The organism is Nostoc sp. (assembly GCF_041747015.1).
GTDB lineage: Bacteria > Cyanobacteriota > Cyanobacteriia > Cyanobacteriales > Nostocaceae > Nostoc.
In genome coordinates this window covers 1-24,063 of the sequence record NZ_JBGTFY010000323.1, presented here as the reverse complement: position 1 = coordinate 24,063, position 24,063 = coordinate 1, and the positions used below count along the sequence as shown (strand labels likewise).

At 39.7% G+C, this 24,063-nt stretch carries 25 protein-coding genes, 1 pseudogene and 1 CRISPR repeat array; of the genes and pseudogenes, 12 read left to right on the top strand and 14 right to left on the bottom strand.

The genetic code is table 11. From position 1 onward, the window contains the following. Position 1 precedes the first annotated feature (1 nt). Both cas3 and ACEW80_RS26280 read right to left on the bottom strand, forming a co-directional pair. Entirely contained in the window at positions 2 to 2,044 is a 2,043-nt protein-coding gene (cas3, locus tag ACEW80_RS26285; RefSeq protein ID WP_373529424.1) for a CRISPR-associated helicase Cas3', read from the bottom strand. Then, the gene (locus ACEW80_RS26280) at positions 2,025 to 2,654 is read right to left on the bottom strand and encodes a DEAD/DEAH box helicase (RefSeq protein WP_373529423.1); all 630 of its coding nucleotides are present in this window, start codon (positions 2,652 to 2,654) and stop codon (positions 2,025 to 2,027) included. Before ACEW80_RS26280 ends, cas3 begins: the two co-directional genes overlap by 20 nt. A 102-nt stretch (positions 2,655 to 2,756) precedes the next feature. Here ACEW80_RS26280 and ACEW80_RS26275 point away from each other — a divergent pair, with 102 nt between their 5' ends. After that, a complete protein-coding gene (locus ACEW80_RS26275) occupies positions 2,757 to 3,386 on the top strand; it encodes a Uma2 family endonuclease (RefSeq protein WP_373529422.1) in 630 nt (209 codons plus the stop codon). A gap of 46 nt (positions 3,387 to 3,432) precedes the next feature. Here the strand turns inward: ACEW80_RS26275 and ACEW80_RS26270 are convergent, their stop codons facing one another. The 10 genes from ACEW80_RS26270 to ACEW80_RS26225 all read right to left on the bottom strand — a co-directional run bounded on the left by ACEW80_RS26270 (position 3,433) and on the right by ACEW80_RS26225 (position 14,354). Beyond that, entirely contained in the window at positions 3,433 to 5,679 is a 2,247-nt protein-coding gene (locus ACEW80_RS26270) for a TIGR03986 family CRISPR-associated RAMP protein (RefSeq protein WP_373529421.1), read from the bottom strand. Continuing rightward, complete coding sequence (gene csx19 / locus ACEW80_RS26265; protein ID WP_373529420.1) at positions 5,676 to 6,239, bottom strand: CRISPR-associated protein Csx19; 564 nt, start codon at positions 6,237 to 6,239, stop codon at positions 5,676 to 5,678. Before csx19 ends, ACEW80_RS26270 begins: the two co-directional genes overlap by 4 nt. Next, entirely contained in the window at positions 6,236 to 7,657 is a 1,422-nt protein-coding gene (locus ACEW80_RS26260) for an RAMP superfamily CRISPR-associated protein (RefSeq protein WP_373529419.1), read from the bottom strand. Before ACEW80_RS26260 ends, csx19 begins: the two co-directional genes overlap by 4 nt. Beyond that, positions 7,650 to 9,242, bottom strand: a complete 1,593-nt coding sequence (locus tag ACEW80_RS26255; RefSeq protein ID WP_373529418.1) for an RAMP superfamily CRISPR-associated protein — start codon at positions 9,240 to 9,242, stop codon at positions 7,650 to 7,652. The genes ACEW80_RS26260 and ACEW80_RS26255 overlap by 8 nt, the downstream gene beginning before the upstream one ends. After that, positions 9,239 to 9,907, bottom strand: coding sequence for an RAMP superfamily CRISPR-associated protein (locus ACEW80_RS26250; protein ID WP_373529417.1), 669 nt, complete (start codon positions 9,905 to 9,907; stop codon positions 9,239 to 9,241). Before ACEW80_RS26250 ends, ACEW80_RS26255 begins: the two co-directional genes overlap by 4 nt. Beyond that, positions 9,908 to 11,512, bottom strand: coding sequence for a hypothetical protein (locus ACEW80_RS26245; RefSeq protein ID WP_373529416.1), 1,605 nt, complete (start codon positions 11,510 to 11,512; stop codon positions 9,908 to 9,910). It abuts the gene before it with no gap. Then, positions 11,509 to 12,771 (bottom strand): Card1-like endonuclease domain-containing protein, encoded by a 1,263-nt coding sequence (locus ACEW80_RS26240; RefSeq protein ID WP_373529415.1) that lies wholly within the window; start codon positions 12,769 to 12,771, stop codon positions 11,509 to 11,511. Before ACEW80_RS26240 ends, ACEW80_RS26245 begins: the two co-directional genes overlap by 4 nt. Before the next feature lie 69 nt (positions 12,772 to 12,840). Beyond that, positions 12,841 to 13,764 carry a CRISPR-associated protein Csx3 gene (locus ACEW80_RS26235; RefSeq protein WP_373529414.1) on the bottom strand — a complete coding sequence of 308 codons (924 nt, stop codon included), beginning with the start codon at positions 13,762 to 13,764 and terminating at the stop codon, positions 12,841 to 12,843. A 39-nt stretch (positions 13,765 to 13,803) separates the two neighbouring features. Further along, positions 13,804 to 14,115: a CRISPR-associated protein Csx3 gene (locus tag ACEW80_RS26230; RefSeq protein ID WP_373529413.1), complete on the bottom strand. Its 312-nt coding sequence runs from the start codon at positions 14,113 to 14,115 to the stop codon at positions 13,804 to 13,806. A 2-nt stretch (positions 14,116 to 14,117) separates the two neighbouring features. Beyond that, positions 14,118 to 14,354, bottom strand: a complete 237-nt coding sequence (locus tag ACEW80_RS26225; RefSeq protein ID WP_373529412.1) for a hypothetical protein — start codon at positions 14,352 to 14,354, stop codon at positions 14,118 to 14,120. Positions 14,355 to 14,625: 271 nt separating this feature from the next. On the opposite strand from ACEW80_RS26225, the gene ACEW80_RS26220 reads away from it, so the two are divergent. Both ACEW80_RS26220 and ACEW80_RS26215 read left to right on the top strand, forming a co-directional pair. Then, complete coding sequence (locus ACEW80_RS26220; RefSeq protein ID WP_373529411.1) at positions 14,626 to 15,990, top strand: TIGR03985 family CRISPR-associated protein; 1,365 nt, start codon at positions 14,626 to 14,628, stop codon at positions 15,988 to 15,990. Positions 15,991 to 15,997: 7 nt separating this feature from the next. Continuing rightward, on the top strand, positions 15,998 to 16,576 hold the full coding sequence (locus ACEW80_RS26215) for an HD domain-containing protein (protein ID WP_373529410.1): 579 nt from the start codon (positions 15,998 to 16,000) through the stop codon (positions 16,574 to 16,576). Positions 16,577 to 16,700: 124 nt separating this feature from the next. After that, positions 16,701 to 17,690: direct repeats of the CRISPR family, unit length 37 nt; unit sequence GTTTCAGTCCCCGTGAGGGGATTTGGTTAGTGGAAAC. A gap of 262 nt (positions 17,691 to 17,952) precedes the next feature. On the opposite strand, the gene ACEW80_RS26210 is transcribed toward ACEW80_RS26215, so the two are convergent. Next, the gene (locus tag ACEW80_RS26210) at positions 17,953 to 18,870 is read right to left on the bottom strand and encodes a hypothetical protein (protein WP_373529409.1); all 918 of its coding nucleotides are present in this window, start codon (positions 18,868 to 18,870) and stop codon (positions 17,953 to 17,955) included. A gap of 122 nt (positions 18,871 to 18,992) precedes the next feature. Further along, positions 18,993 to 19,295, bottom strand: coding sequence for a hypothetical protein (locus ACEW80_RS26205; RefSeq protein WP_373529408.1), 303 nt, complete (start codon positions 19,293 to 19,295; stop codon positions 18,993 to 18,995). A 75-nt stretch (positions 19,296 to 19,370) separates the two neighbouring features. On the opposite strand from ACEW80_RS26205, the gene ACEW80_RS26200 reads away from it, so the two are divergent. The 9 genes and pseudogenes from ACEW80_RS26200 to ACEW80_RS26160 all read left to right on the top strand — a co-directional run. Then, the gene (locus tag ACEW80_RS26200; protein WP_190736249.1) at positions 19,371 to 19,694 is read left to right on the top strand and encodes a hypothetical protein; all 324 of its coding nucleotides are present in this window, start codon (positions 19,371 to 19,373) and stop codon (positions 19,692 to 19,694) included. 123 nt (positions 19,695 to 19,817) lie between these two features. Further along, entirely contained in the window at positions 19,818 to 20,612 is a 795-nt protein-coding gene (locus tag ACEW80_RS26195; protein WP_373529407.1) for a hypothetical protein, read from the top strand. Positions 20,613 to 20,708: 96 nt separating this feature from the next. Further along, entirely contained in the window at positions 20,709 to 21,035 is a 327-nt protein-coding gene (locus tag ACEW80_RS26190) for a hypothetical protein (RefSeq protein ID WP_373529406.1), read from the top strand. After that, on the top strand, positions 21,028 to 21,231 hold the full coding sequence (locus ACEW80_RS26185; RefSeq protein ID WP_373529405.1) for a hypothetical protein: 204 nt from the start codon (positions 21,028 to 21,030) through the stop codon (positions 21,229 to 21,231). Before ACEW80_RS26190 ends, ACEW80_RS26185 begins: the two co-directional genes overlap by 8 nt. Positions 21,232 to 21,256: 25 nt before the next feature. Further along, positions 21,257 to 21,646, top strand: coding sequence for a hypothetical protein (locus tag ACEW80_RS26180; protein ID WP_373529404.1), 390 nt, complete (start codon positions 21,257 to 21,259; stop codon positions 21,644 to 21,646). Between the two features lie 100 nt (positions 21,647 to 21,746). After that, complete coding sequence (locus ACEW80_RS26175; RefSeq protein WP_373529403.1) at positions 21,747 to 22,589, top strand: hypothetical protein; 843 nt, start codon at positions 21,747 to 21,749, stop codon at positions 22,587 to 22,589. 297 nt (positions 22,590 to 22,886) lie between these two features. Then, a complete protein-coding gene (locus tag ACEW80_RS26170) occupies positions 22,887 to 23,279 on the top strand; it encodes a helix-turn-helix domain-containing protein (RefSeq protein WP_373529402.1) in 393 nt (130 codons plus the stop codon). A gap of 2 nt (positions 23,280 to 23,281) precedes the next feature. Next, the gene (locus tag ACEW80_RS26165) at positions 23,282 to 23,740 is read left to right on the top strand and encodes a DUF1392 domain-containing protein (protein ID WP_373529401.1); all 459 of its coding nucleotides are present in this window, start codon (positions 23,282 to 23,284) and stop codon (positions 23,738 to 23,740) included. Positions 23,741 to 23,883: 143 nt separating this feature from the next. Next, positions 23,884 to 24,063: pseudogene (locus tag ACEW80_RS26160) on the top strand (DNA-damage-inducible protein); the annotation flags it as partial.

Here is a 24,063-nt window from a genome sequence, read left to right as displayed (position 1 = left end):
GCTAAGTATTGTGAAGTTGTACTGAACGCTGATCGCAAAGGCGCAAAGCTCTGACCACTAGCAAGTAAAGTTGCAAATATTCCGTTTGGTCGGATGTAAACCTATTTAAATCAAAGTCTTTTTTTATCGGGTAGACATCTTTACTCAAGTTTGCTTTTGGTAAGGATAATGGCTGTGGTAGAAACCTATGAATACTCCGCCAACTGTCAGCGATCGCTTGCTTTGCCTCTAGGTGTAACTCTATACTTTTAATCTTAGCCGTTGCTGCTTGATCCCATCCCCCAGCCCAGGCAGAATGGTGACGACCCGCAGCCATGATTACTGTATGACAGATGTATTTAATTTGTTCTGTATCTGCGGAGAAATTATCTTGCAGTAGGGGTACTAACGATTGCTTGAGAATATCTTGGGCTAAGTAAGCACTTTCAACAGCATGGTTTGGACGCTTGTATTTCTTTTCGTAGGCTTTGAGGGCATCTCGTTGGTGTCTGTTTTCTGGGTTGTAGTCTGTGTGCGCTAGTAGATGTTTTCCGGGGTTTCTGCCAGAGAATGAAGAATGAGCGATCGCTTGCCATCCCCGCATCACTTCTTGCCATTTCACTTGTAGTTTGCCCAAGTCATGGGTGAAGATAGCGAAAAATACTAATGATTCAAATAAAGCTTCTGCTTCTTTCTCCTGCGTCTGCGGGAAAATTTTACCTCTGATAAATCGTCCACCAGCCGCTAACAGTTCATCACGAACACTAATATAAGTAATTTCTACGGACATTCCATTTTTTAATCGGTTTACTGTAAATGCTTCCCGCCAGCATTTCCACATCAATACTAGATGCCCTACATAATTGTCCATGTTATAGCGATACTCACTGGCGATCGCACGCTTTGCCTTATCAGGAGAAACAAAGTGGTTCCCGAAAACATCAATGCCAATTAACAAGCCAATATGTTCGTCATAATGAACATAGCGAGGATTAACTAAAATCCGTATACTGCCAATAAGTGCCTCACGAGATTTAATTAGAGTACAAACAGGTTGACTATACGTTTCTGATTTTCCTTTCGGGTTTTCGATCTGCTTAAAAATCCAGTCTGCTCCAAATTCCATATTTTGAAACTCCCGCCACACTTTGCATAACATGGAAACAGGCAGCGAAAAACTTAGCAGTTTTTGGGGGTCAATTACTTCCTCTTCAATATCAATTAAGCCATCTTCTTCCCAGATAAATACACTGCGGCTATCAACTGACCGAATCAATTCTCTCCCGGCAGATTGATCCCCTCTGAAAAACGCATCTTCAAAGCGTTGTTCAAAATTCATCCGGTTGTTAAGTCGTCGCTGTTGCTGTAGTAAGTCTTCTGTAGTGTGAACCTGATTTATCCATTTTTCTTCAGTACGAAATCCGACATTTTCATTTGTATGTAGAGATTGGGTATGTTCCTGTAACACAAGCCATGTGAGTTCACAGGTTTCTTGAGGATATGGCAGAAAACTTTGCTTTTTAGTTGCTGATTCTTCTAGTTCTAAATCTGCGATCGCTATTTTACAAGAAGCTGGATTAACTTCAATTGTATGATAAATATAGACTTCTCCTTGCTCACCACCAAACCGAGCGCAACGTCCAGCCCGTTGTAAAAGCGAGTTCATTGGACAAAGTTGAGTGTGCATGACTTGGCAGGTGATGTTGATTCCTGCTTCGATTACTTGGGTCGAAATCAAAACGTAGCAATTACCATCATCTTGCCAGTTTTGGGCAAATATAGTTTTGAGGTCAGTTTCTTTTTGGGCGCGGTGTTCTGGTAGGAATCTAGAATGTAACAATGTAACGTGCAATATTCCCTCGTAGTTCAGTTCCTCTAAATCCCGGAATAATCCCTGAGCCTGAGAAACTGTGTTGCAGATGACTATCACTCGTTTACGCCCATAAGCTCGAATATCGTCTAGGATTACCGAAGCGTTAAGAGGATGGGACACAGCTTGAAAGGTACGACGGCGATCGCCTTCTATCGCCTCTAAATCTGCATCTTCAACTTGAATAATTTCCATTGTTTACCAACGTCTGTATTTGGGTTGCAAGTTCATTAGTTAAAGTCGCCGTCATCAGCAAAAATGGTGAAATGCCTTTGACTTGTTGTAAAACTTTCAGAACAGTAGCGAAAGAACGGTCTGGATCGAGTAGATGTAATTCATCAAATACCAGATATGAGGCAAAAATCGCTCCTGAGTTAACATTGGCAGAACCACGACCGACTGAGTAAGGAATATTCAGGAAACTGCTTAACATTTGGTCAATGGTGCAGAAAACAATGTCACCTTCAAAGCGGGGGTCTTCTGGGTTTTCTCCTGTTTGCAGAGTTACTACAGGGGAATGGGATGATGGATAAACTTTCTCCCAGTTCGCAACTAATATTTCAGCACGTTGGCGGAGACTGTTGGCCAGTGTTCGCAGGGGGACAACGTAGATGAGTTTATTGGGAAAGTCTATATTCAGGGCTTTGGCGAAGAGGAAGGGTGCGATCGCTGTTTCCGTTTTTCCTGACCCTGTTGGTGCGCGGAGGAGGATATCTTGACGCTGTAAGAGTTTAGCGATCGCTTCTCGTTGAAAGTTGCGCGGGGCGAAGGTAGTGAGGGTTTTAAAATATTCGTCAATCATCATTGATAAAATAGACTAGGATAAATTTTGATGTTGTTCAGTCATCAATTTTGAATTTTTAAATTTATACCTGCTCGTTACTGATTACTGCTTCTGTGAGGAATTATGCTACTAACTGAACATCGCGCTGACCGAGTGGTTCTTTACAATATCAGTTGGCAAAAATTTGAGAATTTATTAGTAGACTTAGGTGAAAGCTGTTCAACTAGGGTAGCTTATGATGATGGCACGTTAGAGATTATGACACCATTACCAGAACATGAATATTACAAAGAAATAATTGGTGACATTATCAAAGATACAGCTGATGTTTTGGAGCTAGATTATGAGTGTTACGGCTCAACTACCTGGAAACGAGAACTAAAAAAGGCTGTAATAGAATCTGATAATTGTTTTTATTTTCAAAATGAAGCCTTAATTCGAGGCAAGCTCAAGTTTGATTTAAATCAAGATCCACCTCCAGATTTAGCTTTAGAAATTGATATTACCAGTAAATCTTTAGATCGCTTTCCCATCTATGCACGGTTAGCTGTACCTGAAATTTGGTCTTATGACTCTGGAGAAATCAAAATTTACCAGTTGCAAGGTGAGGAATATCTTGAAAGAGAAACAAGTTTAGTGTTTCCTAATCTGAATATTCAAGAAATTCCCTCACTAATTGAAAAATACCGTATGGCAGGAAGACGAGTTTTCCGACAAGCAATCAGGGAGTGGGTAAAGGGACAGATGGGTTAGGTTGATCAATTGCGTCTCTGGGATATATGGATAGGTGTAATGACCCTTATTTTTTCGGTTTCGGTGGTCTAGCTATAGCAGCAGAATTACCTCCTTGAGAGTTAGCATTTGGCTTTTGTTGAGACTGCTTATCCTTTGGTAGTGGGTTACCTACATCATTACCTTTAAGTTTAGGTTTCGGTTTTGGAGCATCAGTAGAACTACCTGAATTAGAGGGTGAAGAAGGAAGAGTATTCATTCTACGGTTATCATCTAATCCAATTACTTGAAGTGGAGTTGGTAGTACAAAACGTTCTTGGTATTCATTTATAGTTTTATCTCTAGGTTTAGGTCTACCAATATGGAACTTATTAACATCTCGCTCAATTTCCATATATCGAGTATCTTGATCAATTTTAAGAGAATTATTCCAAGTCAACATAGCTAATAGCATTTCGATTCTAGGTAAATCTAAAATGCTATCTATTTCACCTTTATTCTTTTCTTTTGGATAGTCCTCTATACTAATATTATCGAGAATATGTTTTTCAAATGGTTTTACAAAAGTTGCATAGTCTTCAGTCACAACTTTAGTTTCCTCTTTTGCCCAGTTATTACCATTAAATAGCTTACCGTAGCGAGAAGTGCGATCGCTCAAATACAAATATGGCTCAATTTTAACAGCACCCATACCTAAAGGTTTACCCATACCAAGTTTGAGACGATATTTATCACTTTGAGCAATGTCAAGTATCCACAAAATTGCGCCAAGCTCAATTTTGGTTAAATTTTCAAAATGAATGTTAAATTCAAACGTTACTTTTCTATTAATTGGTTTAATTTTAGTTATTTGATTTCCTGAAGCATTATTCCCTTCAGGATGCTCAATATCAGGGTTTATTCCTTTATGCCAATAAAGTTTATGCCCACGAATGACTGTTTCTAATTTTGGTTCATTGGCATAGTGTTTCAGTTTTGATTGGTCAGCTTTTGTATCATCTGGCTGAACTAAATAATGTTGAAAGCAAGTTGGTTTTGGTTCACTAAGAATTTGAGGAATTAGTGTATCATCAGGATTGCCTTTATACCAGATGCCATTTTTATCAAACTTATATTTAGCATCGGTGATATACACTCTACTTCCACGTTGACGCACATTTTGAGGTAAATTTTTATCTTTTTTAACCCAACCAAAGATTGCATCAGCTAAGTCAATAATGGAAGAATTATTTTGATTATTCACATTTGATGGAATAAAATCTACAACAGTAGCTGCCTGTCCATTACCTTCGGGAGAGTAGGGAATGCGGAAATTAGGACTTTGACCGAAAAACCCTACTTTATTACCAGTTTCAGGAGGGTAGTAAAATACAACAGAGCAATTTTCATTCAACATTCCCCAATTTTTATCAAATGGTGGTAGTTTTTGAAAATCAGTAAGTGCATTACGATAATGTTCTATAGCTTTATCATCTATTCTCAATTTGGGAGAAGTAGCATTTTTTTCAAAAACAATACAATGATTTCGGCGTGGTGAAGACTCACTACCTTGCTTCATATTTCCACTTGTCACTAATACTCCCTTTGCTTTATAAATATTTGCTAAATCAACGTTCAAAGCAAATAAACGTTTAGCTCTATCACTTATATCTCTATCTACAGTTTCATAGCTTATAGAAATATACTGAGGATAATATTCATCATCATTAAATTTTTTAATATTGCTTAAATTAATTTCCTTCTCTCTAACCCAAGCAAATGTTTCTTTTTCAAAAATTTTGGCTGGCTGAATATACCATCCTTCATTATCTTTGCTCAGATATCCAGCCTCAATATTTCTAGAAACAACATATTGTTTGTATTCTTTTCCCGAAGAATCTTTGTTAGGATTTGCCGCTACTGCACGAAAAAATAAACGTTGATTATCGGATACTCGCTCAATTTTACTAAAGCTAACAATTTCAACTAAATTCCGCAGCATTCCCCGCAAGCTACTACCAGGAATAACAGGTTTTGTATATTTTTCTAAAGGATTGGTGTAAAAGAAATCTGGCAAATCTTTTGTTTCCACGCAACATTCAAATTCTTCCTTTGTTAATCCACATCTAATATATAGCGGTGATTCAGTAGTTAAAGTACATTCAATTCTGCCAGTGTAACGTTTTTCGTTTTGCAAGTAATAGCGATTTTCTTGTGGTAGAGATTCTGGTGATATTTGAACTACTTTTTCAGGTAATTCTACAAAATTATAGGGAGCGATCGCTTTACGATTATCTGGTTCATCTGGTACTTTAGAAATGTGTCTCGGATTCATTTTTTAATCTCCTTAAAAATAGTTAAGTTAACTAAACGGCTTAAATCAATTCGAGCTACACCCGAATCGTCGTAATCAATATAGTGATGAACACTTAAACGCAAAGGACGATACAATTTCTGATTCTCATCAAATTCAATATTAGTTAAAGGCACCGCATGACATAAACCTTGCGAACCATCGGAGACTAAAGTAAAATCACCACAAATTTTATCTGCTTGTGTTCCCCAAAGAATATGATTTTCTGGGATAAGTTCTGTATCTTTTTCATCTTGAATTAAACGAGCTTTAAAACCCTCATCAGTCTGCCAAAGCATTACTTCTGACGTTTCACCAAAAGCCCGACATTGTTGTAAAGTCAAAGGACTTAATTTGGGCAAAAAATCAAAGACGCTATCTGATGTTAATAACTTACCATCTTTAAATTTTCCCCAAATTACTCCATCTTCTGCGTGAGCCAACAGAAAGTTTAATTGATATTCTTCAGCTTGTTTTTCTAACCACTCATTTATATCTAAATTTGTTGAAATATCTAAAGGCTTACATATTGGTTTATTCAAGCAGCTACCTCCTCATTTAACGCATCAACAAACTTCTCTAAATCTTCAGAATTATCTATAATTAAAAGCTCATCTTCTGAAATTTGGGTAATCTTCCAAATTTTATTTTCTGAAGCTAAAGTAATTTTTGCCTCTTTCCCCTGCAATCTTCCCCTTCCAATACCACTCGTACCACCAACAGGTAAATCTCCAGTCCATAAGTCTTTAATTAACAATAGTAATAAACCAATTTCATAAGGTTTCGGTTGACGTAACTCCAATTCTAGCTTCAACTCTGTTTTATCGCTCCTAAAAACTGGTTGCTCATTAAATAATGCACCATGTAAAGCACCACCTGTGAAACGGTCAATAGCTATGCGATTTTGTACCAAATCATTACTTTCTTTAATGACACTTTCATGAACAATCAAACGACTTGCTTTTGCTTTCTTAGTTTTATCCTTGCTGAAATCAACACCAAATATTTCATCAATAATGGTTGTATTTTTGTGGAGAGTATTAACAATTTGTTCTGCACGATGACGTAATACCCCCGCTAAACTTGTACCAGATAACACCGGTTGAAGTTCTCCATCGCGTCGAGATTTGAGGTGTACGACATCGGGTGCTTTATTACTAGACGCTTGACCAGAACGAATTAATAGGGAACTAGCGAGGGTAAATGTTGCTTCGATGGTTAGGCGATCGCATTTATCTTCTTTTTCATCCAAAAATAAATCTAAAGCCTTTTCAATTGATTTATGAATTGAATGGCTGGAGAATAAACCCAGTTTCCAATGCTCAAAATTTAACCAATCTAGTCGTTCATCAGATTTGTGTAAGTCAAATTTCCATACTTGCCATTCTTCTACGTGACAGCGACCAAAACCTCGTTGTTTTTTCATTCCAATCGAAATTTTACCACTTTCTAATCCTTGAAGAACAATTACTAACTCTCTAATTAATTGTTCCCTATTATTTTCTATTAATAATTCAAAACAAATATTAAATTCTGTTCCAGCTTCCAGCAATTCCAAGTCATATTTTTGTCCATCTTCAGCAGTTCTGGTGATGCTGTTAATTTTGACACCATCTCGCAATTCTACATGAGGGATAGTATTGCTAATGGCATCATTAATAATTAAAGGACTTTGTTCACCTTCTTCCTCACTACGTTGTCCACCAAATAATACAGATATTTTTTCTGTATTATAGCCATATTCATAATCCCGTAAATAATTCCGTAACGCTCCAGCAATAGAAGAACCCATTAGTAACGCTTTATCTTCTAAACTATCCCGTAAAATAACTAAATCAGTATCACCTTCAGCATCACCACTTCCTAAGCAAGTTGGTGTATCTAAAACTAATGTTCCTTTGACTATTATCCTTTCAGTAATATGACGCTGATTGCGATATCTTAGGCACTTATTAATCATCCTTTTTCTCCTTTGTTGCCTTTTTAGCTACTGCCATAATTAAGCGCAATGTATATTTCTCCGCAAGTTTATTTTGGATGGCAAACTTATCTGTAATACTTCGCTCTACATCTGCAATTTGGACTGTTTGTGAGTTTTCAATCCAAGACATGGGATTATGTAGCCATTCATCCAACTTTTGCTTAAGAGATTTATCTCTAATTTTTGCTCTTTCAAACTGACCACTTGCATTAGAAGGGAGATTATTCAGAAGAGATAAAACTAAATCACAGTCTCCTGTTGATAATGCTTGTCGTGCTACCATCTGTAAGCGAGATAATTGACTATTGCTGATTTGACCTTCTATTTTTAAATAACCAATTTGCTTTTGTAACGCCTGTTCCATTTTTTGATGCAATAACCTCTCTGCCATTTGTGCTGCTAAAGTTTGTGATGTTTGTAGTTTTAATACAGGCTGACTAGATGTTTTTGGAGTTTCAGGTTGTTTGGCATAAAAATGTCGTTCTTCTAGCCAGTTCACAGCAACTCTGCCAAACCCTTCAACTCTGCGCTCACCAATGCCTAAATTTTCTAATTGTTGAATTTGCTCCAAAGTTATAGAAATCTTCTCAAAGACAAATACACATCCTGCTTTTAATACTGGAACTTGAGGCAAAGGTAGCCCCCATTTACGATTAAATCCACCTACTAAATTGCCACTAGCAAAACTACGTTTTGGTTTAAGCGTTCCCAAAACTTTTTCCAGTTCCTTTGTCAACGGTGTTGGTTTTTGATGTTGTTTTGATGGCGGAATAACGGCATATTGACCCCACTCATCACGTAAAATCAAATCACTCAAAAGTGTAATTATTAAACATTCGCGGTTAATACGTTCAGTAGCGGGAATATTTATTTCATTCCAAATATCATGACAATTGACATCAGATATTTTTATATGTCCGTAACCTGCACTTTGAGAACCACCTAGCCAAATATCCACTGATTTTTGGAGTAAATTTTTCAAAAAGTCTGCGTCAACTTCATGACACAGAATGACAGCTTGAAAAACTTGTCCAGTATCTATGGCATCATAACAAAATATTTCCCCTTCTTCTTGACTAGAGCGTCCTTTTTTGCGATCGCGTCGGTTATGAATATTAATCCGCCGCTTTTCTTTATAAAATGTAACTCCACCCTCTTCTGTCCAGAAAGATTCTCCAACAGACTTTGGTGTTTCTGGCTTTTCTTCTTCATCAATACTGAAATCGTAAACTGTGATCTGAGATGAATTATCACTCAGTTGTGAATCCTTGTCTTTGAACCAAGACAGAGGTACAGGTAAAGTACGCTTTTTCTGATTTTTTTTCTGACTTAGTAAATAACCATTTAGATAGCAAGTATTATTATCAAAAAAAAGACGTTTTACTACATCATTATTCAAATCTAAATCTGATAAATGATATTCTTTCATATAGCGTCCAATTATTGCACCCCGAATCATACTACCAGGAATATAATTGTAGGAAACATCACTATTTGGATCGCCTTGGAATGAAGTAGCAAGTAGTGGTTGTTGAGTGTGCAATGAAAAAGTTATTGTTTTCATGCGCTTTTCTCCTGAATTTTTCCAAATAGGCTTATATAGCTTGGTGTAATTTCTACCCCGGAATCATCATGCAGAGTACATCGTACATATCCACGACCTCGATTACGTCCGCTTCCTATACGTCGTAATGCTAATGTACCCACTGCTAAAACTGACAGTATTTCCTGACTGGGTTGGGTTTCAAATAATAAATCGGCTTTAAATTCAAGTTCACGAATTGCCACACGGAAAGAGCGTAAACTTCCCTTATCGGCTATGCCAGTTTCAGAATTAATTGCAGTTTGACGACGAATTGTTGTAAGTGAATCTAGAACTTCTGTTTTGGTAAGTGTTTTCTTATTAATTTGGAAAGCAACTGCTTCTCGTAAGTCGTCAGGTAAACAAGCATCTCCTACGTGCATCGATGCTATTGTCCCCTGAACACTACCTGGTGTACCAAAAAGAATGCAGGCAAAATTTTCCCATTCAGAACGAATTTCCGGTGGTAAAACAGCAATTAAGTTATCGCATTCTTCACTCAACAAACCTTTTAAGGTGCGTCCACGTAAATAGGGAAATCCACTAGAATCATGTTCTACTTCTTGATCAATTAAACCAGCTACACCATCGCCTCTACCGAAGGTTGTATCACTTAAAAGTTTTATTTTTAGTTGATAAATAGTCACTTAATCCTCCAATTGAAGATAAAATTCCATCGCTTCAATAGCATCAAAATATCCACAACGGTTGTTGAGCCACCCCTTTCTTGCCAATTGTTCACTTCGACCACTGGATTCTGGAAAAGAAGGCAGTTGTGATAATTTATAAGCTGATAAAAACTCTTTAGTCGCATTCTCATCCGCTTTACGTAAAACTTCTCGTAAGGCCATTACTTTGTTGTGGCGTTCTTTCCAATTCTCTCCTTCTTTAAATTCTTTAACAACTTGCGTAAAACCTTCCCAAGTTCGCCACTCACTACTATGCTTTTCCAATCGCAGAGGACGCATTGCTAAATTCCAAGTATCTTTCTTGTCAACACTCACTTGATATTCAAGTTTGCGAATTTCAGAAATTGAACCGAATAAACCACTTGCTGCTAAATGCCAATCAATTGCTGAAAATCCATCTGGCTCAAATTCTTTATTTTCTTTAACTAAATTCTTAGCTTCTTTGCATAATTCCTCACTAATTTTATAAGCTCTTGCGAAAGAATAGTGAGTTTTAACAACACAAATACCTGCACAGGCTGTTAACTTTTTACAATCTGCAACACGCTGTTTCTCAAATTCTCGAAGAAATAAAGCTGCTAATTCTATTCCTAATCTCCCTTCACAAATAAAAGTGATATCATCACCGCCATAAACTAAAGGACGGAAAGGGAGATAGTATTTAGCTTTGAGTTGAAATTCTCCTAGTTTACCAACAACTTTTCCTTCTTGTATTGACTTTACAATTACCTGCACAACAGCTTTAAGTGCATTTTTACCTGCCTCTTCAACACTTGTAGAAAAATCACGCATCCTTTGAATGTAATCTCTATTATTTTCTGCGTCTTCACCATATTTTTGAAAACGTTTACCCATACCGTTACCATCAGCATGAACAATTGCTGCATAACTAGATTCCCTTTCAGAACGTCCTAAATGATCTGTCCGGTAGGGAAACTGAAAAATATTTTGGTCAAATACTTCAGCAAACATTTTTTGCAGTTTTTTATTTGCTCTATCAACAGCTTTTAATTTTTGCTTACTTTCTCTGGAAATAAGGTAGCTGTCTGCTTCATCATCTTGAATATATCTATCAATGGCAGGTAATTGAGTTGAATTACAAACTGCTGTGACACCTAAACCCAGTAAAGGAACAGAAGGAAGTCGCTCCTGTTTTCGGCGATCAATTTCTCCTTCCATCAAATTTTTAATTACTTGATAGAGATTATCTCCATTCCAATCAAAGTCAGCATGAGCAACTACTAGATTAATTCCCGGTGCTTTTTCTAAAACTTGCTTGCTCAATATTCTAGTGAAATTTATAGCAATCTCTCTTGATTTAAATACTATTAATGTGTTTCCGCCAGATGCATAAACTATTTCAGCATTAAGTCCACTTGTTTCAATTGGTTCTTTTTGTTGATTTTTTGGAACACCTAATTTATCTAAAGTTTCTTCTACCCAATCACCTGTTGCTTCAGAAACTAAGTGAGATGCTCCAATATTTTCGCGGAGACGGTTGCTGCTGAAAATATAACCCTGAATTCCTGATGTATCTATTACAGTTATGGCAAATTTTCTCATTTCGCATCCTCATCATTTTGGTCAATCCAATTAGCAATTTCTTCAGATAAATTTGTTAGATGTTCTCGTCCAAATACAGCAATTTTTTTATCATTTGTAGAAGACAAAATTTCAGCTTTGAGAGTATCTGGTTCGTTAAAGCAACAAATTAAAGCTACTCTTGCTTCATCTCCTCCCATTTGTCTTGCTCGAAGGTATGCCTCAAAAAGCTTACTTTTACATAAGTCTCTTTTGCTCGTTGTCGAACAAGAAATCGCAAAAAGCTGATATCCCCGTGTAAAGGCAACATCGAACTCAAACCCATCTCTAGTCCCCTTAATAGGAATTTCAAAATTTAGTCCGTAGTCTTTTATCTGCTTATCAGCAATATTTTTTACTTGTTCTAACACATAATGCTCTAGCCATAAACCATCAAGCCACTTGCAAAAATGTTTAATTTCTTTGAAAGATCCCGTCTTTTCAACTTGTTGCAAAGAAAGTTTATTATCAGGTGTAACAAAATTTTCTTCTTTAAAGGCTGAAGTGATTTCTTGTGGTAGTTTCTCCAGAAGTGTTGATACATCTAGCAAAGAAGTCTTGCTTTTCCACTCTCCTCCACCATTTGATTTATTCTTATACGTTTGCTCACGAAAAACGTTGTAGAACCAATCAAACCACTGCTTTGCTTTAATCTCTTCCTTAAAAATATTTGCAAGTTCTGTTGCTAATTTTGGTAGTTGCGCCTGTTGTGTTGGTTTTTGTTTTAACTCCAACCCATGTAGCTGGAAAAGATTTACCAGTTTTACTTCTAACAATTCAGGTGTTACTTTAATACGAATACGCTCTCCATCTTCCCTATCTATGCACATCTCTAACCTACGTGCATCAAGATAGCTAAATACAGTATCAGCGTAAGATTGACTGAATACTGCTCTATAAGCGTGTACCGCCATTGCTTTTGTACCGCCTGTATAATTCAACCCGATTTTTCCATTTTTTAAACTTTGAATCTTGCGGCGAATTTCATCTTGAATGTGATAAGAGTCAGACTCATATTTACCAAGTGAGATTAGCTGTGCTGGCTGTAAGCCTATTGATTGGTTATCAAGGATATTTTTTAGCCGTTTAGCCTGAGTTTCTGTACCAGTTGTATGTATTAGGTATGGAGTACCACCTTTTTTTAGTAATAAATTTGCTGTGACGTAGTTAGGTAAAGGATTTTCACCGATAAGCAGAAATAGATAGTCAACTTTGTAATTATTAAACTCGAATGTAGTCATGCAAATTGACCTCATGCTTTTAATTTATTTGTGTCTCAGTAATTAAGCAGTTAATAAGCGATCGCTCCCTCACCTTCCACACAACCCCACCAACAAACGTGCTAAAGCTTGAACCATCGGACGAGATGAAACATCCTCTCCTCGTACAAGGTAATGAACGCTACCAGTTAATAAAGGAGATTGGGTAACAATCTCATCTTTGTTACCGTGATAATCACTTTGAAGATTGGCAATGATCTGTATATTCAAATCCCGACAAAACTCTTCCCAAAGCGGAACTTCTTCCTTGCCGCGATCGCCAGCCAAAATCACCGCATGAGTTGCTTCTCGTACAATCACCCGATTTTCATCAGTAATTCTCCCCCCAACATCAATGATATTCAGGGGTGTATTGGCACTCCGTACCCAACCAGCCGCCTTTTGTGCAAACTCTGGGGTGAACTTGGCTTTATACTCATCTTTGAGTTTTCTGGCTAAATCTGGATCTCGTCGTGCAGCGTCAGAAAACCAAGCACCTTCCCCATCTGGACAAGCAGTAATTACATAAGGATAGGGTGCGCCTTCAATCAGAGAGATTGCTTGCTTTAAACCTTCGCGCAAACAGGACTTACCAGACTGTGGAGGGCCACAAAGGACTACTTTAAGAATTGGTTTAGTCTTGTGCGGTTCGTCCGTTTCAATAAGTTCGCCGATTTTGTATGCCGGAGTTTGGGAAACTGCCGTAATGAAAGTTTTATATCCTGGTCTACCAATCTTGGGGTCAAAAACAGCGATCGCACCATAAAGCTGAGATATCTTATGTGCTATTAGATAACTAACGGCTACAGATGCTGGACCATCAATCTTTAGTAGTTTTCCTCCAGAAAGTTTACCTGATGCCACCATTTCATCTAAGCGTGTTGCTGCATCCCGTATGACTTGATCGCCATTAGCAGGTTTACCAAACTTGACTTTTAGAACGTCGCCTTCCAGACTTATGTGATACGTTGTCATACAATTTGTTACTACATTTACCTCCCTGTCAGTCAAATATCAATCAATTAAGTCTCCTAGCTTATACGATGGATTGTGTGTGATACAAATGACATATTTACCTAACTTCGGATCGTAAAAAGCAACTGCTCCGTAAATATGAGCAAGCTTATGTGCTAAAACGAACGCTACAGGAATAGAAATAGGCCCATTAATTTTGAGTAATGACCCTCCTGTAAGTTCTCCTGATGTTGCCATTTCCTCCAATCGGGCTGCTGCATCACGCACAATCTGGTCATTTTGAGCAGGTTGTGACTTGAAGAAGATTTTTGACAGGTTGTCCAGCTTTACCTTCCAAAAGTGGATGTCCAAGTTTACGTTCCAAAAACATCTAAAAAATAGCATACAGAAAAACTAAACTGCTCAAACTCTATACCTGTATGTAAAATAAAGGTTTTGGTAATAGTGATGCCGATGGCAGCAAGCGATCGCAAAGCTTGCAAGAAATCCCACGAGTTAGGGGGATAAGTTGGACTGTGAGTAGTATTAAAGTGGATTTGTGTCCAATTCCTTCTTCCATTTTTGTTATTATGTCCATTTTCTTTTTCCAAAAAAAGCGATCGCTTGATTAATGCCTTAACGAAGTTATAAGTATTTCAGCTTACACTTGTCCAACTTCTCATTCCAAAATCTGTCCAAAATCTTCTTCAAGTCACACAGGTTCACCGAACTTAACACTTAGAATTCCGTCTTTTAGCTCAATTTTGTAAGTACTCATTACCTTTAAGCTTTATTTGATGGGTACATCATACACGCACTTGGAATAAGTGTCTTCCAAGACGCTGTATCTTAAAGAAAGTTATATTTATCGAGATTCGGCTGGTGTCTGAATTAGTTTTTCAAGATATTCCCCAAGTAGAACTATTGCAGTGTTTAGGACGCGGATATCTCAAGCAAAATTTGCTGCGGGCAATTCGGTTGTGGGTGTGGCTACGATCGCTCTATGGTGATAATCGTCTAGTTTTAGATGATTCTTTCTCTTACGCAAACTGGCGCGATGCATTTTTTAGTCCCACACATCCTAAAGGAGAAAAAATTCCCGTCGTACATGACTCTGATTGCCCCTGTACCAAAACCACATCTCAATGGTTGTTTAATGAAAAAACCAGAATAGTTGCTAGCCAGTGGCAGAAATCAATACTTGCTTACACTGGTATCGATGCATCGGCTTTAGACAAACTGTTACAGCAGCGTTTGTTTGGCGTAACTCGGCGTTCCTTGCAAGCTGATTTGGAAATTCTCGCTCAACTGGGTTGGCTTGTATACAAATATCAGAAATATTACCGAGTGTGCGAGTTTCCACCACGTCCCATAACTGCTAAATATGACATTAGCACCACCAAAATCAGTGCTTATGAATTGAACTTCATGCATGAAGATTTAGCAGCGATCGCAGAATATCATTCTCAAAAAATCAATGGTGTTCAACGCTTTTTTTTGAAGCTCGATTATGTAATTCCCCATAGTACCCTAGATGCGGTTGAGGATTTGGAATGCGAGTTAAGACAACTTTGGGCTAAAACTCCAGTTCCACCTGTGAAACTAACTTATGGTAGTGCCAAACTTGGGGATAAAGTTGATTGTATCGTTTATCCCGTATGCATCTACTACGTACAGAGGGCAGTTTATCTGTGTGCCTATGGACAAAGCCCGGAAAAAGATACTAACTGGTATAATTTTCGCCTTGACCATATTCAAAGTATGACTTCTTTAGAGTGGACAAACCCCAAACTACCTTCAAATCTACTACAGCACTATCGAAAGACATCTTTACCTACTCCAGATTATATTGCTTTAGAAATGTCTAAAGCTTGGGGATTTGATTTCTATTTGCCTTCGCAATTGATGTTACTGCGATTTGACCGCCAGTTCTGCGATCGCTACGTTAAAGGTACTGAACGCCACGACACTTTTGAAGAAATTACTTATCAGCAAGTGCAACGTTTGATTCAACGTGAAATTAAACAACCTCAACAGCAAGATTTATTAAAAGTCCTTGCCAAGCGTTCGGAAACAGACGCTTACTATCAAGCACGTATCCGATATCAAGATAACGAACACAGAGATAACAATCTAGTCATGCGTTTACGAGCATGGCTTCCAAAAGTTGAAGTTTTAACACCTTGGGATTTACGGCAAAGCTTTGCTGCTGATGCCGCTACTCAATTTATGCTTTATCACAATTGACGCAACTATGAATTCATTAAAACTGACTGAACGATTTGAATCCGCTTTAGTCTACGCAACTCGTCTTCATGCTAATCAAACACGCAAAATTAGCGGCGTTCCTTACATTTCACATTTGTTAAGTGTAACGGCTTTAGTTTTAGAAGCTGGAGGTACCCAAGAAGAAGCGATCGCTGCTCTTTTGCATGATGCAGTAGAAGATCAAGGTGGCAAACCCATTCGTGACGACATCCGTCAACTCTTTGGTGAAACAGTTTTGGCTATTATCGATGGCTGTACTGAGTGGGATACACCTCCTAAACCTCCCTGGCAAGAACGTAAGCAGCATTACCTCAATAATCTCCGTTCTGCTTCACCTTCTGTACGCTTGGTTTCTCTGGCTGACAAACTGCATAATTCCAGATCGCTTTTAGCTGATTGGCAACAATATGGAGATGTCATCTGGACTAATTTTAGTGCCGGTCGAGAAAAAACTTTGTGGTTCTACCAATCATTGGTTCTAGTTTACCACCACACAGGCTCTGATTGGATGACACTGGAAATCGAAAGAGTTGTTAGCCAATTGTGCCAGGAAAATCCTGCTTAATCTTTAAATTTTTAATCCTCTTGCGGGGTAATTAGCTTTGGAAACGCAAACCCGCTTCTACGTTGCTGCCTGGATTGCAGGTTTCACTCCAAAAAATACAAGACTAGGAATTGAGCTAGAAGCGGTTTCAGTCCCCGTGAGGGGATTTGGTTAGTGGAAACTCGGTAGGCGATCGCTCACTTCAGGACATATTCATTGGTTTCAGTCCCCGTGAGGGGATTTGGTTAGTGGAAACACCATAGCCTAATCGATTCATCGTAGCAGCAGCCAGTTTCAGTCCCCGTGAGGGGATTTGGTTAGTGGAAACTGTAATTGGTTAGCCTTTGGTTCCCATCCATCAATGTTTCAGTCCCCGTGAGGGGATTTGGTTAGTGGAAACCTGAAGCGGGTATTAATTTCAGTATTCAAAATAATACTGGTTTCAGTCCCCGTGAGGGGATTTGGTTAGTGGAAACGTCTCTGAAGTATTCTCTGTATATATAGATTGAATGTGTTTCAGTCCCCGTGAGGGGATTTGGTTAGTGGAAACCCAACGCGGCAACGAACTAGAGAAAATCTACAATTGTTTCAGTCCCCGTGAGGGGATTTGGTTAGTGGAAACCCTACTACTTCAATCGGCTCATTTTCATATTTGGCAGTTTCAGTCCCCGTGAGGGGATTTGGTTAGTGGAAACCTTGGGTCTAGTGGTATGCGTTCGGTGTCTAAAACAAAGTTTCAGTCCCCGTGAGGGGATTTGGTTAGTGGAAACATTAGATAGAGTGTCGGGGGCTAGATTTGCTATCAGGTTTCAGTCCCCGTGAGGGGATTTGGTTAGTGGAAACCTTCCAGGGGTGCGGTTTATTCGCGCTTCTTCTACGTTTCAGTCCCCGTGAGGGGATTTGGTTAGTGGAAACCCAATCGGAGCTATTCGCTCTACTGGTAGCTTGCTTGGTTTCAGTCCCCGTGAGGGGATTTGGTTAGTGGAAACTAAAGCTAGCCCCCAATTCCACGCATGACGTGCTAGTTTCAGTCCCCGTGAGGGGATTTGGTTAGTGGAAACTTAAAAAATGACGATGGGACACTGAAAACTCAGCCAGGTTTCAGTCCCCGTGAGGGGATTTGGTTAGTGGAAACTGCTCGGTGCTGAAACTGTTACAGAGCAAGCTTCCTGGGAAGCTTTTTGGCGAACCTCAAAAATAGGTCGATTTCAGCCGCTCTTATTGCGACTAATTTTCAACTTCCCTTAGCACTGAAACTGTGAAACTATTTACTTGTCAAGGTTCTGGCGATTTTGGCAGATCCCCAGGGTTTTTGACCCCGCTTCGACTTGCCAAACATCAAGGTGATTACCTAATCATAAGACGTGTATCTATTATTGTCGAGGTGTTTCTAGAATTCAATCTGTAACACCGTACTCTTGCTCAATCACACTCAACAACTTCTCCTCCACCTCCGTCAAATACGGACGCTTCAACTCCCCCAGATACTTCAGCACAGCACGGGCTGCTTCTTCTAATTTCTCGTTTTCCCGTAACCTACTGATGCGATCGCTAATCTGCTGCATCTGCTGACATTCGGACTCCAAGTAATTCAGTGACTTTAGGTGGTCAATTCTGAGAGTGTACTCCCCATACCACGTTGTGACTGTGCAACTGAATTCGCCTACATGGTTGACTATCCCCCAGCATCCGCCTTTACCCCTGAGTTCTGGGTTGTCTTTAACTACGATTTGGCACACTTCGCCGATTTGGTAGGTATTGGGTACTTTCGTCCTTTCCATGATGCGCTGCACAACATCTTTGACGATTCTACCAGTTGGCACTTTCCCGCCAGCAAGTTCGACTGCTCTTAGCCACACTTCTTGCTGTTCCTGGGGTTCAAGTTTCGTCATCGGTCGAACTTGGCGCTCATTAGTGGGTAAAACTTGATCCAATGGATCACATTTTTCAAGCAAATTATCAAAAACGACTGCTGCATCCATTAAAAGATAGGGTTGTCGGCGACTGTAGCCAAATCTCTCTTTACAGTATTCTTCAAAGGTCTTATGTGTGGAACGGTACAGCCGGCGATCGCGCAATTCCATAAGCGCCTTTCCCGCCTCAAAGACTGCTCTTTCCACACGGCGCTCTAGATGTAGGCGATCGCTCTGTTCTTCCTCTGTCAACTCTGGAATTTCAACAGCACTAACGGTAATTGTTGCTGAACCTGGGTTTTCTTGAAGGGAGATATCCTTATTTGCAAAGTTAGCGGGTGGTTTGGAATCACTCTCTGCGGCAGAAGTGGCTTTGTTGCGGTTCGAGGATGGTTTAGCCATTATTCCACCCCTAGCTGAACAGTACTTGAACGAATATCGAGTTGTGCCATGATGGAGGTGTAATTAAATTGATATTAATTCCCCAAACCTTTTACTGAGGTTGGGGTTTTTCCTTAACTTGTTTAATATATATTTGCATCTGCGGTAATCATCCTTGTTGCTTTGTCGGCTTTGGCATTGTCTCTACATTCCCGTGTATAAAATGTCCATGACAACAAGGAAAGCGGCATGAGCTTACCTGCCGTTTTGAAAACCCCAAGGTGTACTTGTGGAGCTATAGCCATTGCCAGTACAGCATTTTGACACGCCAGCAGTTGCTTCACTTCGTTAACTGAACTGTGTTGCAGTTTATGTATGGCTTCGTGCAGTTCGTTGTGGGCATTAGCGACACCGTTTATCGCTGTCTGTAAAGTTTGTGGGTTCATATTCTCCCAGCTTTGATGAAACTTTAAACTCGTAGTAGTCACCAAGCTATTTTACGTCAACTGGGAGATTACAATGTGAGTAAGAATGATAAAAGCAAACTGATGATTTCTCTCGATTCCGTTGACAGACTAAAATGGAGTTCTGAACTGGGAAAACGTTTACAATCTTTACGTGGTGACATTCCCATGCGAACCCTTGCCGACAAAGTTAACAATAATGGAGTAACTTGCACTTACCAGTATATTCATAAGCTGGAGGTAGGCAAAGCTGAAGCCGTCTCAACTGATTTAATCGTGGCTATTTGCAATGCTCTTGATGCCGATTTTAAGCAGCTCTTTCCGGCTGTATACATTGACCCATCTGAACTTTTGGCTATTTTGCAAAAAAATGTCGCCTAACAGTTGATTTGTCTACTCGGAGTTGATAGAATAGGAATAACAAAAGACGACCGCCCCCGTCTGGACAACGAAGCGATCGCCCTTTGCAAAAACCTAACCCCTGTCGAGGCAGGAATATCAATTATGACCCATCCAACCTACACACAGCAAGCCCTCTGCCGCTACACCCTCCCCCGTCTCAAAAGAATCGCTGCCGAATTAGGCGTTACACCCACTCTTGACAAAAGAGCGACTGAAACCTGGGTAAACGCAATTATCACCCACCAATCCACCAAGCTTCAGAAAGTTGACAACCAAGCCGCAGCCCAAGCCGAACTCGACTACTTCATCGCCGACCAAGCCCAAGCCGTAGCTCCCAAACCACTGACAACCGTAGAAATCACCTTTTATGATCACGAGATATACGCTGATAACAAATTGATCGCCAGCATCACCCATGACCACACGGACTTCGTAACACAGCGTTGGGTGGTGATGGTCAACGGTACAGAAGAACACCGTGCTGATACCTGGGCTAAATGCTACCGCTACATCCAATGGCATTACCAAGACAGCACACTCCCAGTACAAAAGCAATTATCAGAAGCGAATGACACCAGTGGTAACGAAATCATGGTGCAGATTTTCAACGAGTGCGAGAAGTACGGGTTTGAAATTTTCGACGATGGCATTTACAGCAGCGACGTAAAACTAGGCGAAGTTGGCTTTACTGGTGCTTGGTGGGTGATACGTACTGGAGAGTGTCAGCAACTACCGTCTGATTCGGCGTTGGAAGCCGTGCGGTGGCTGTCGATGATAGACGTGTCTACTGATGGGAAATCCATTTTTGATGAATATTTTTTAGAGCAGCCGTTAGAACAGCTAATCGGTGATAAATTGCAACGGCTGCTGGAGAAAGCGGAGTTAGTGACGGCATAAGTACTCTCATTCTGGGCGATGTTTGACAACTGCGTTGGCGTAGCACGTCGTAGACATCGCCTTTAAACCCATCTGAAACTATCACTCATCACATCTATGCAACCAACAATTTCGATACCCCAAGATTGGGCATACCCTCGCTTTGCTTTGAATCAGCGCACAAAACAAGGCATCATTCTAGGACTTCAATACTATCAGAATGGTACTGAATTAGCTGAACAATTCGGTGGTGGCTGGCGCTATGCTCTGATGCCTAAGAAAAATTCTGATGAATTGTTCCACTTTCAGGAGTCTCAAATTCAACCCCTAACACCAGAAGAATTATTCCACCAAATCACTGCTGAAATTGACTTTTACCAACAGCAGATAAATATTCTCAATCGGCAGTTAACCGCATTAACCGGAGGTTTCACAAATGCCTAAAACGGTTGACAAAAGCTTTGACCGTAGAGCCAACCATTTGCTGCATTCGATTCGGCTTGGTGGTGGTTGTGTTCCATTGCATCGGCTTCAGTTTCAATTCTCTGATTCAGTCATTCAAACACTGCTGGATAAAGAACTGGTGCAAGTGCAGAACACTGGACGCGGCTTTTTGTTGGAGATTGCTGAGGATTTTTAAGTTATTAACTTTAGAGGAGAAAATCATGAAGCTTTATGCGAAGACCATTGCACAAACTTTACCCGATTGGGCAACCGTTGTTACAAAAAGCGCGGATTTATTTGAGATTGAAATTAACGATGAACACCCTAACTTTCAATCGCTACTTGAAGAATTGGCAACGGAGATTGAGCCAGGGATCATGGGAGTAAAAGCTGAGGATTTATGTTCACGGCTGGGTATTGAAATGTCTAACCCCAAACTTCACCAATTAGTTGAACAAGCTCAAACCTTAATATCCATTATTGCTACGCACCCAGACTACAAACAACTACTGAATGAGGCATATCAACCTGATTTAAACATTGCCGATGCTCAAACTGCGCTGATTTACCTGCAATGGGAGCTAGACCGGAATCGAGAACCTTCTGTTTAGTAGAAAAGCGATTGCTTGAATATCAGCTTTTCTTCAAGCAATCGTAAAGCACTGAAAGTTTACGCTACAAACCACTAATTATCACACATCCCAACAAAATATGATTACTGAAATCAAACTAGGTTTATGCAACCCTCCTGACCCCATCTATTTATATGTCAATCAGGGGGAAGTAGACGGGGAATCTTACGTCTGGTACAAGTTCAATATCAGCCAGGATAAGAAAATCCCTGTTACCCAAAGAGCATTAACTGGATATTTGTCTGAACTCCGCGTAACGACTAAAGAATTTAAAGGCAAAGACAATTTTAAGCTGGATATTGTTGTCAGTGCGGATGAACTTTATGTTGTCAGGACTGGTGTTGAAACCAATTTCGCCAAAAGCTTTCTTCTCGCTGCCTCATTAATCCAAGATTTTTCTAAACCACTGATTATCGTTGCGAATGCTGGTGACGAGAATACAGTTTTCTGCAATCTTTACGATGCCGCAACCAAAACCAAGATTTACAGGGAGTGGAGTAGAGATTTGAATTGGGCAACTATCATTCGTGACATCCAATCTTTATTGGGTGCAACTTCAAACTCGATTCCCGAACCCCCACTGACTCCACCAAAACTTAGTGTAGTTCCTCAACCAGTACACCCTCAAGACTTGCGAGTTAAAAATATTCGCACCTTGCTTGACTATCCACTTGATTTAGTCAAAGAGTGGTTGCAATTTCAAGATGTTGATCGCCCAAGTTTACTTGATATTCACCAGATTAATGAACTAATCAAAACCATGTGTTTGGCTTGGGCAGCAGACAAGTGTGAATATCCTAATCATGCCGAATCTTCGTATCAAAACCAAGTTGTTGATGCTGCTGCTAACGGTGCGGATGAGTTAACGGCAATTAACGCATGGATGCAACAGTTGCAAGCTTCAAAAGCCGGAGCAGTGTAAATCAGAAGTCAGAGTTCAGAAAAAGTTTTATTTCTGAATCCTGAATTAATCAGATAGGAATAACAACCATGAAAGTCATTGTCACAGTAGTTGAAAAATCACAAGTGAAGTACACATCGATATCCCTGATGGGCTGAATCAATACGCAATCAGACAGCACATCGTAGACCGCTACAACACTGGAGAAATGTCCACAGATATGAACATCTTTCAAGTTGACTTTGAATCTATTACCGCTCGGATTGTACAAGGACAGGCAGACACCAATTCTATCTCTTCAGAGAAGGAGGTAATCAGATGAGTATCAAATGGACTGATGAAGAACTCGCAATTATTGAAGAAAAAGCTGAAGTCTATACAGTCAAACAAATAGCCTCAAGCTTAAAAAGACGAGGATTTTATCGCACACCAGTTGCAATTTATCTGAAGTTAAATAGCTTAGGTTATTCAGCCCGTCCCACTCTTGATAATTATAGCTGCCAGGAAATCGCTCAAGTTCTCCAATTGAATTTCTCAACTGTTACAAGATGGGTAAAACGAGGATGGCTCAAAGCTACAAAACGTTCTGCCAGACATTACCAAATTCGGAAATGGCATCTCAAACAGTTTTTTGACAATCCACCACAATCAATTAAAAAACGCATTGCTGCTCTCGATACCGAAGCCATTAATTACTTATTAGGGAGATGAGCATGATTGACCACATTAACGCGCTGCAAACGATTTGGTATCTCTCTCCTCCTTGGGGTAAAACAATTCCACCCGTTGAGGTCAATTTGCTAGAGAGAGTTTTCCTGCGAACCACGAGAACATTCGGCTACTGCTGCGGTATGCAATGGAAACACGAATGCTGGATTTATTCAATTGATTGCCGTAATGAAATACTCCACGCTACACAAAACCAAATCATCGGGACTGGAGAGTTAGAAGTCATCACTGTGCAAAAGCCTGCTTTCGTTCTGGGCGAAAGAGTGATGCTTTGTTCTCACGATCAAGGAACAAAGCAACGGCTGATTTTGGGGGTTGCGCTGGTGCATAATTCTTGGTTTTACATTGTTGAATTGGTATCGCCAATGTTAACTCAATCACGAACTATATCTAATCGTTTCTCACTGGTCGGTGAAAAAAGTTTGGTGCGGGTAAATGTTTAATTCTTTTTCATCACACAACTAAAAATTATGTCGCGTCTTAAAATCGCCGAAATCATCGAACAGATATCTATAGAGATTCAGATCCACCCACAGTAAGGGGCAAATAGCGTAGTCAGTTCACCTATCAAAAACTCAGAGGAAGTATGGATGCAATTATAAAGCGTGAAAATCAGTCCAGCCTCTTTGACCAAATCAAGCAGGTTGATACAGATGGCAATGAGTATTGGTTAGCTCGTGAATTAATGCCCATATTGGGATATCAGCAATGGCGACAATTTGAGGATGCCATCTCTAGAGCGATCGCAGCTTGCTCAAACATAGAG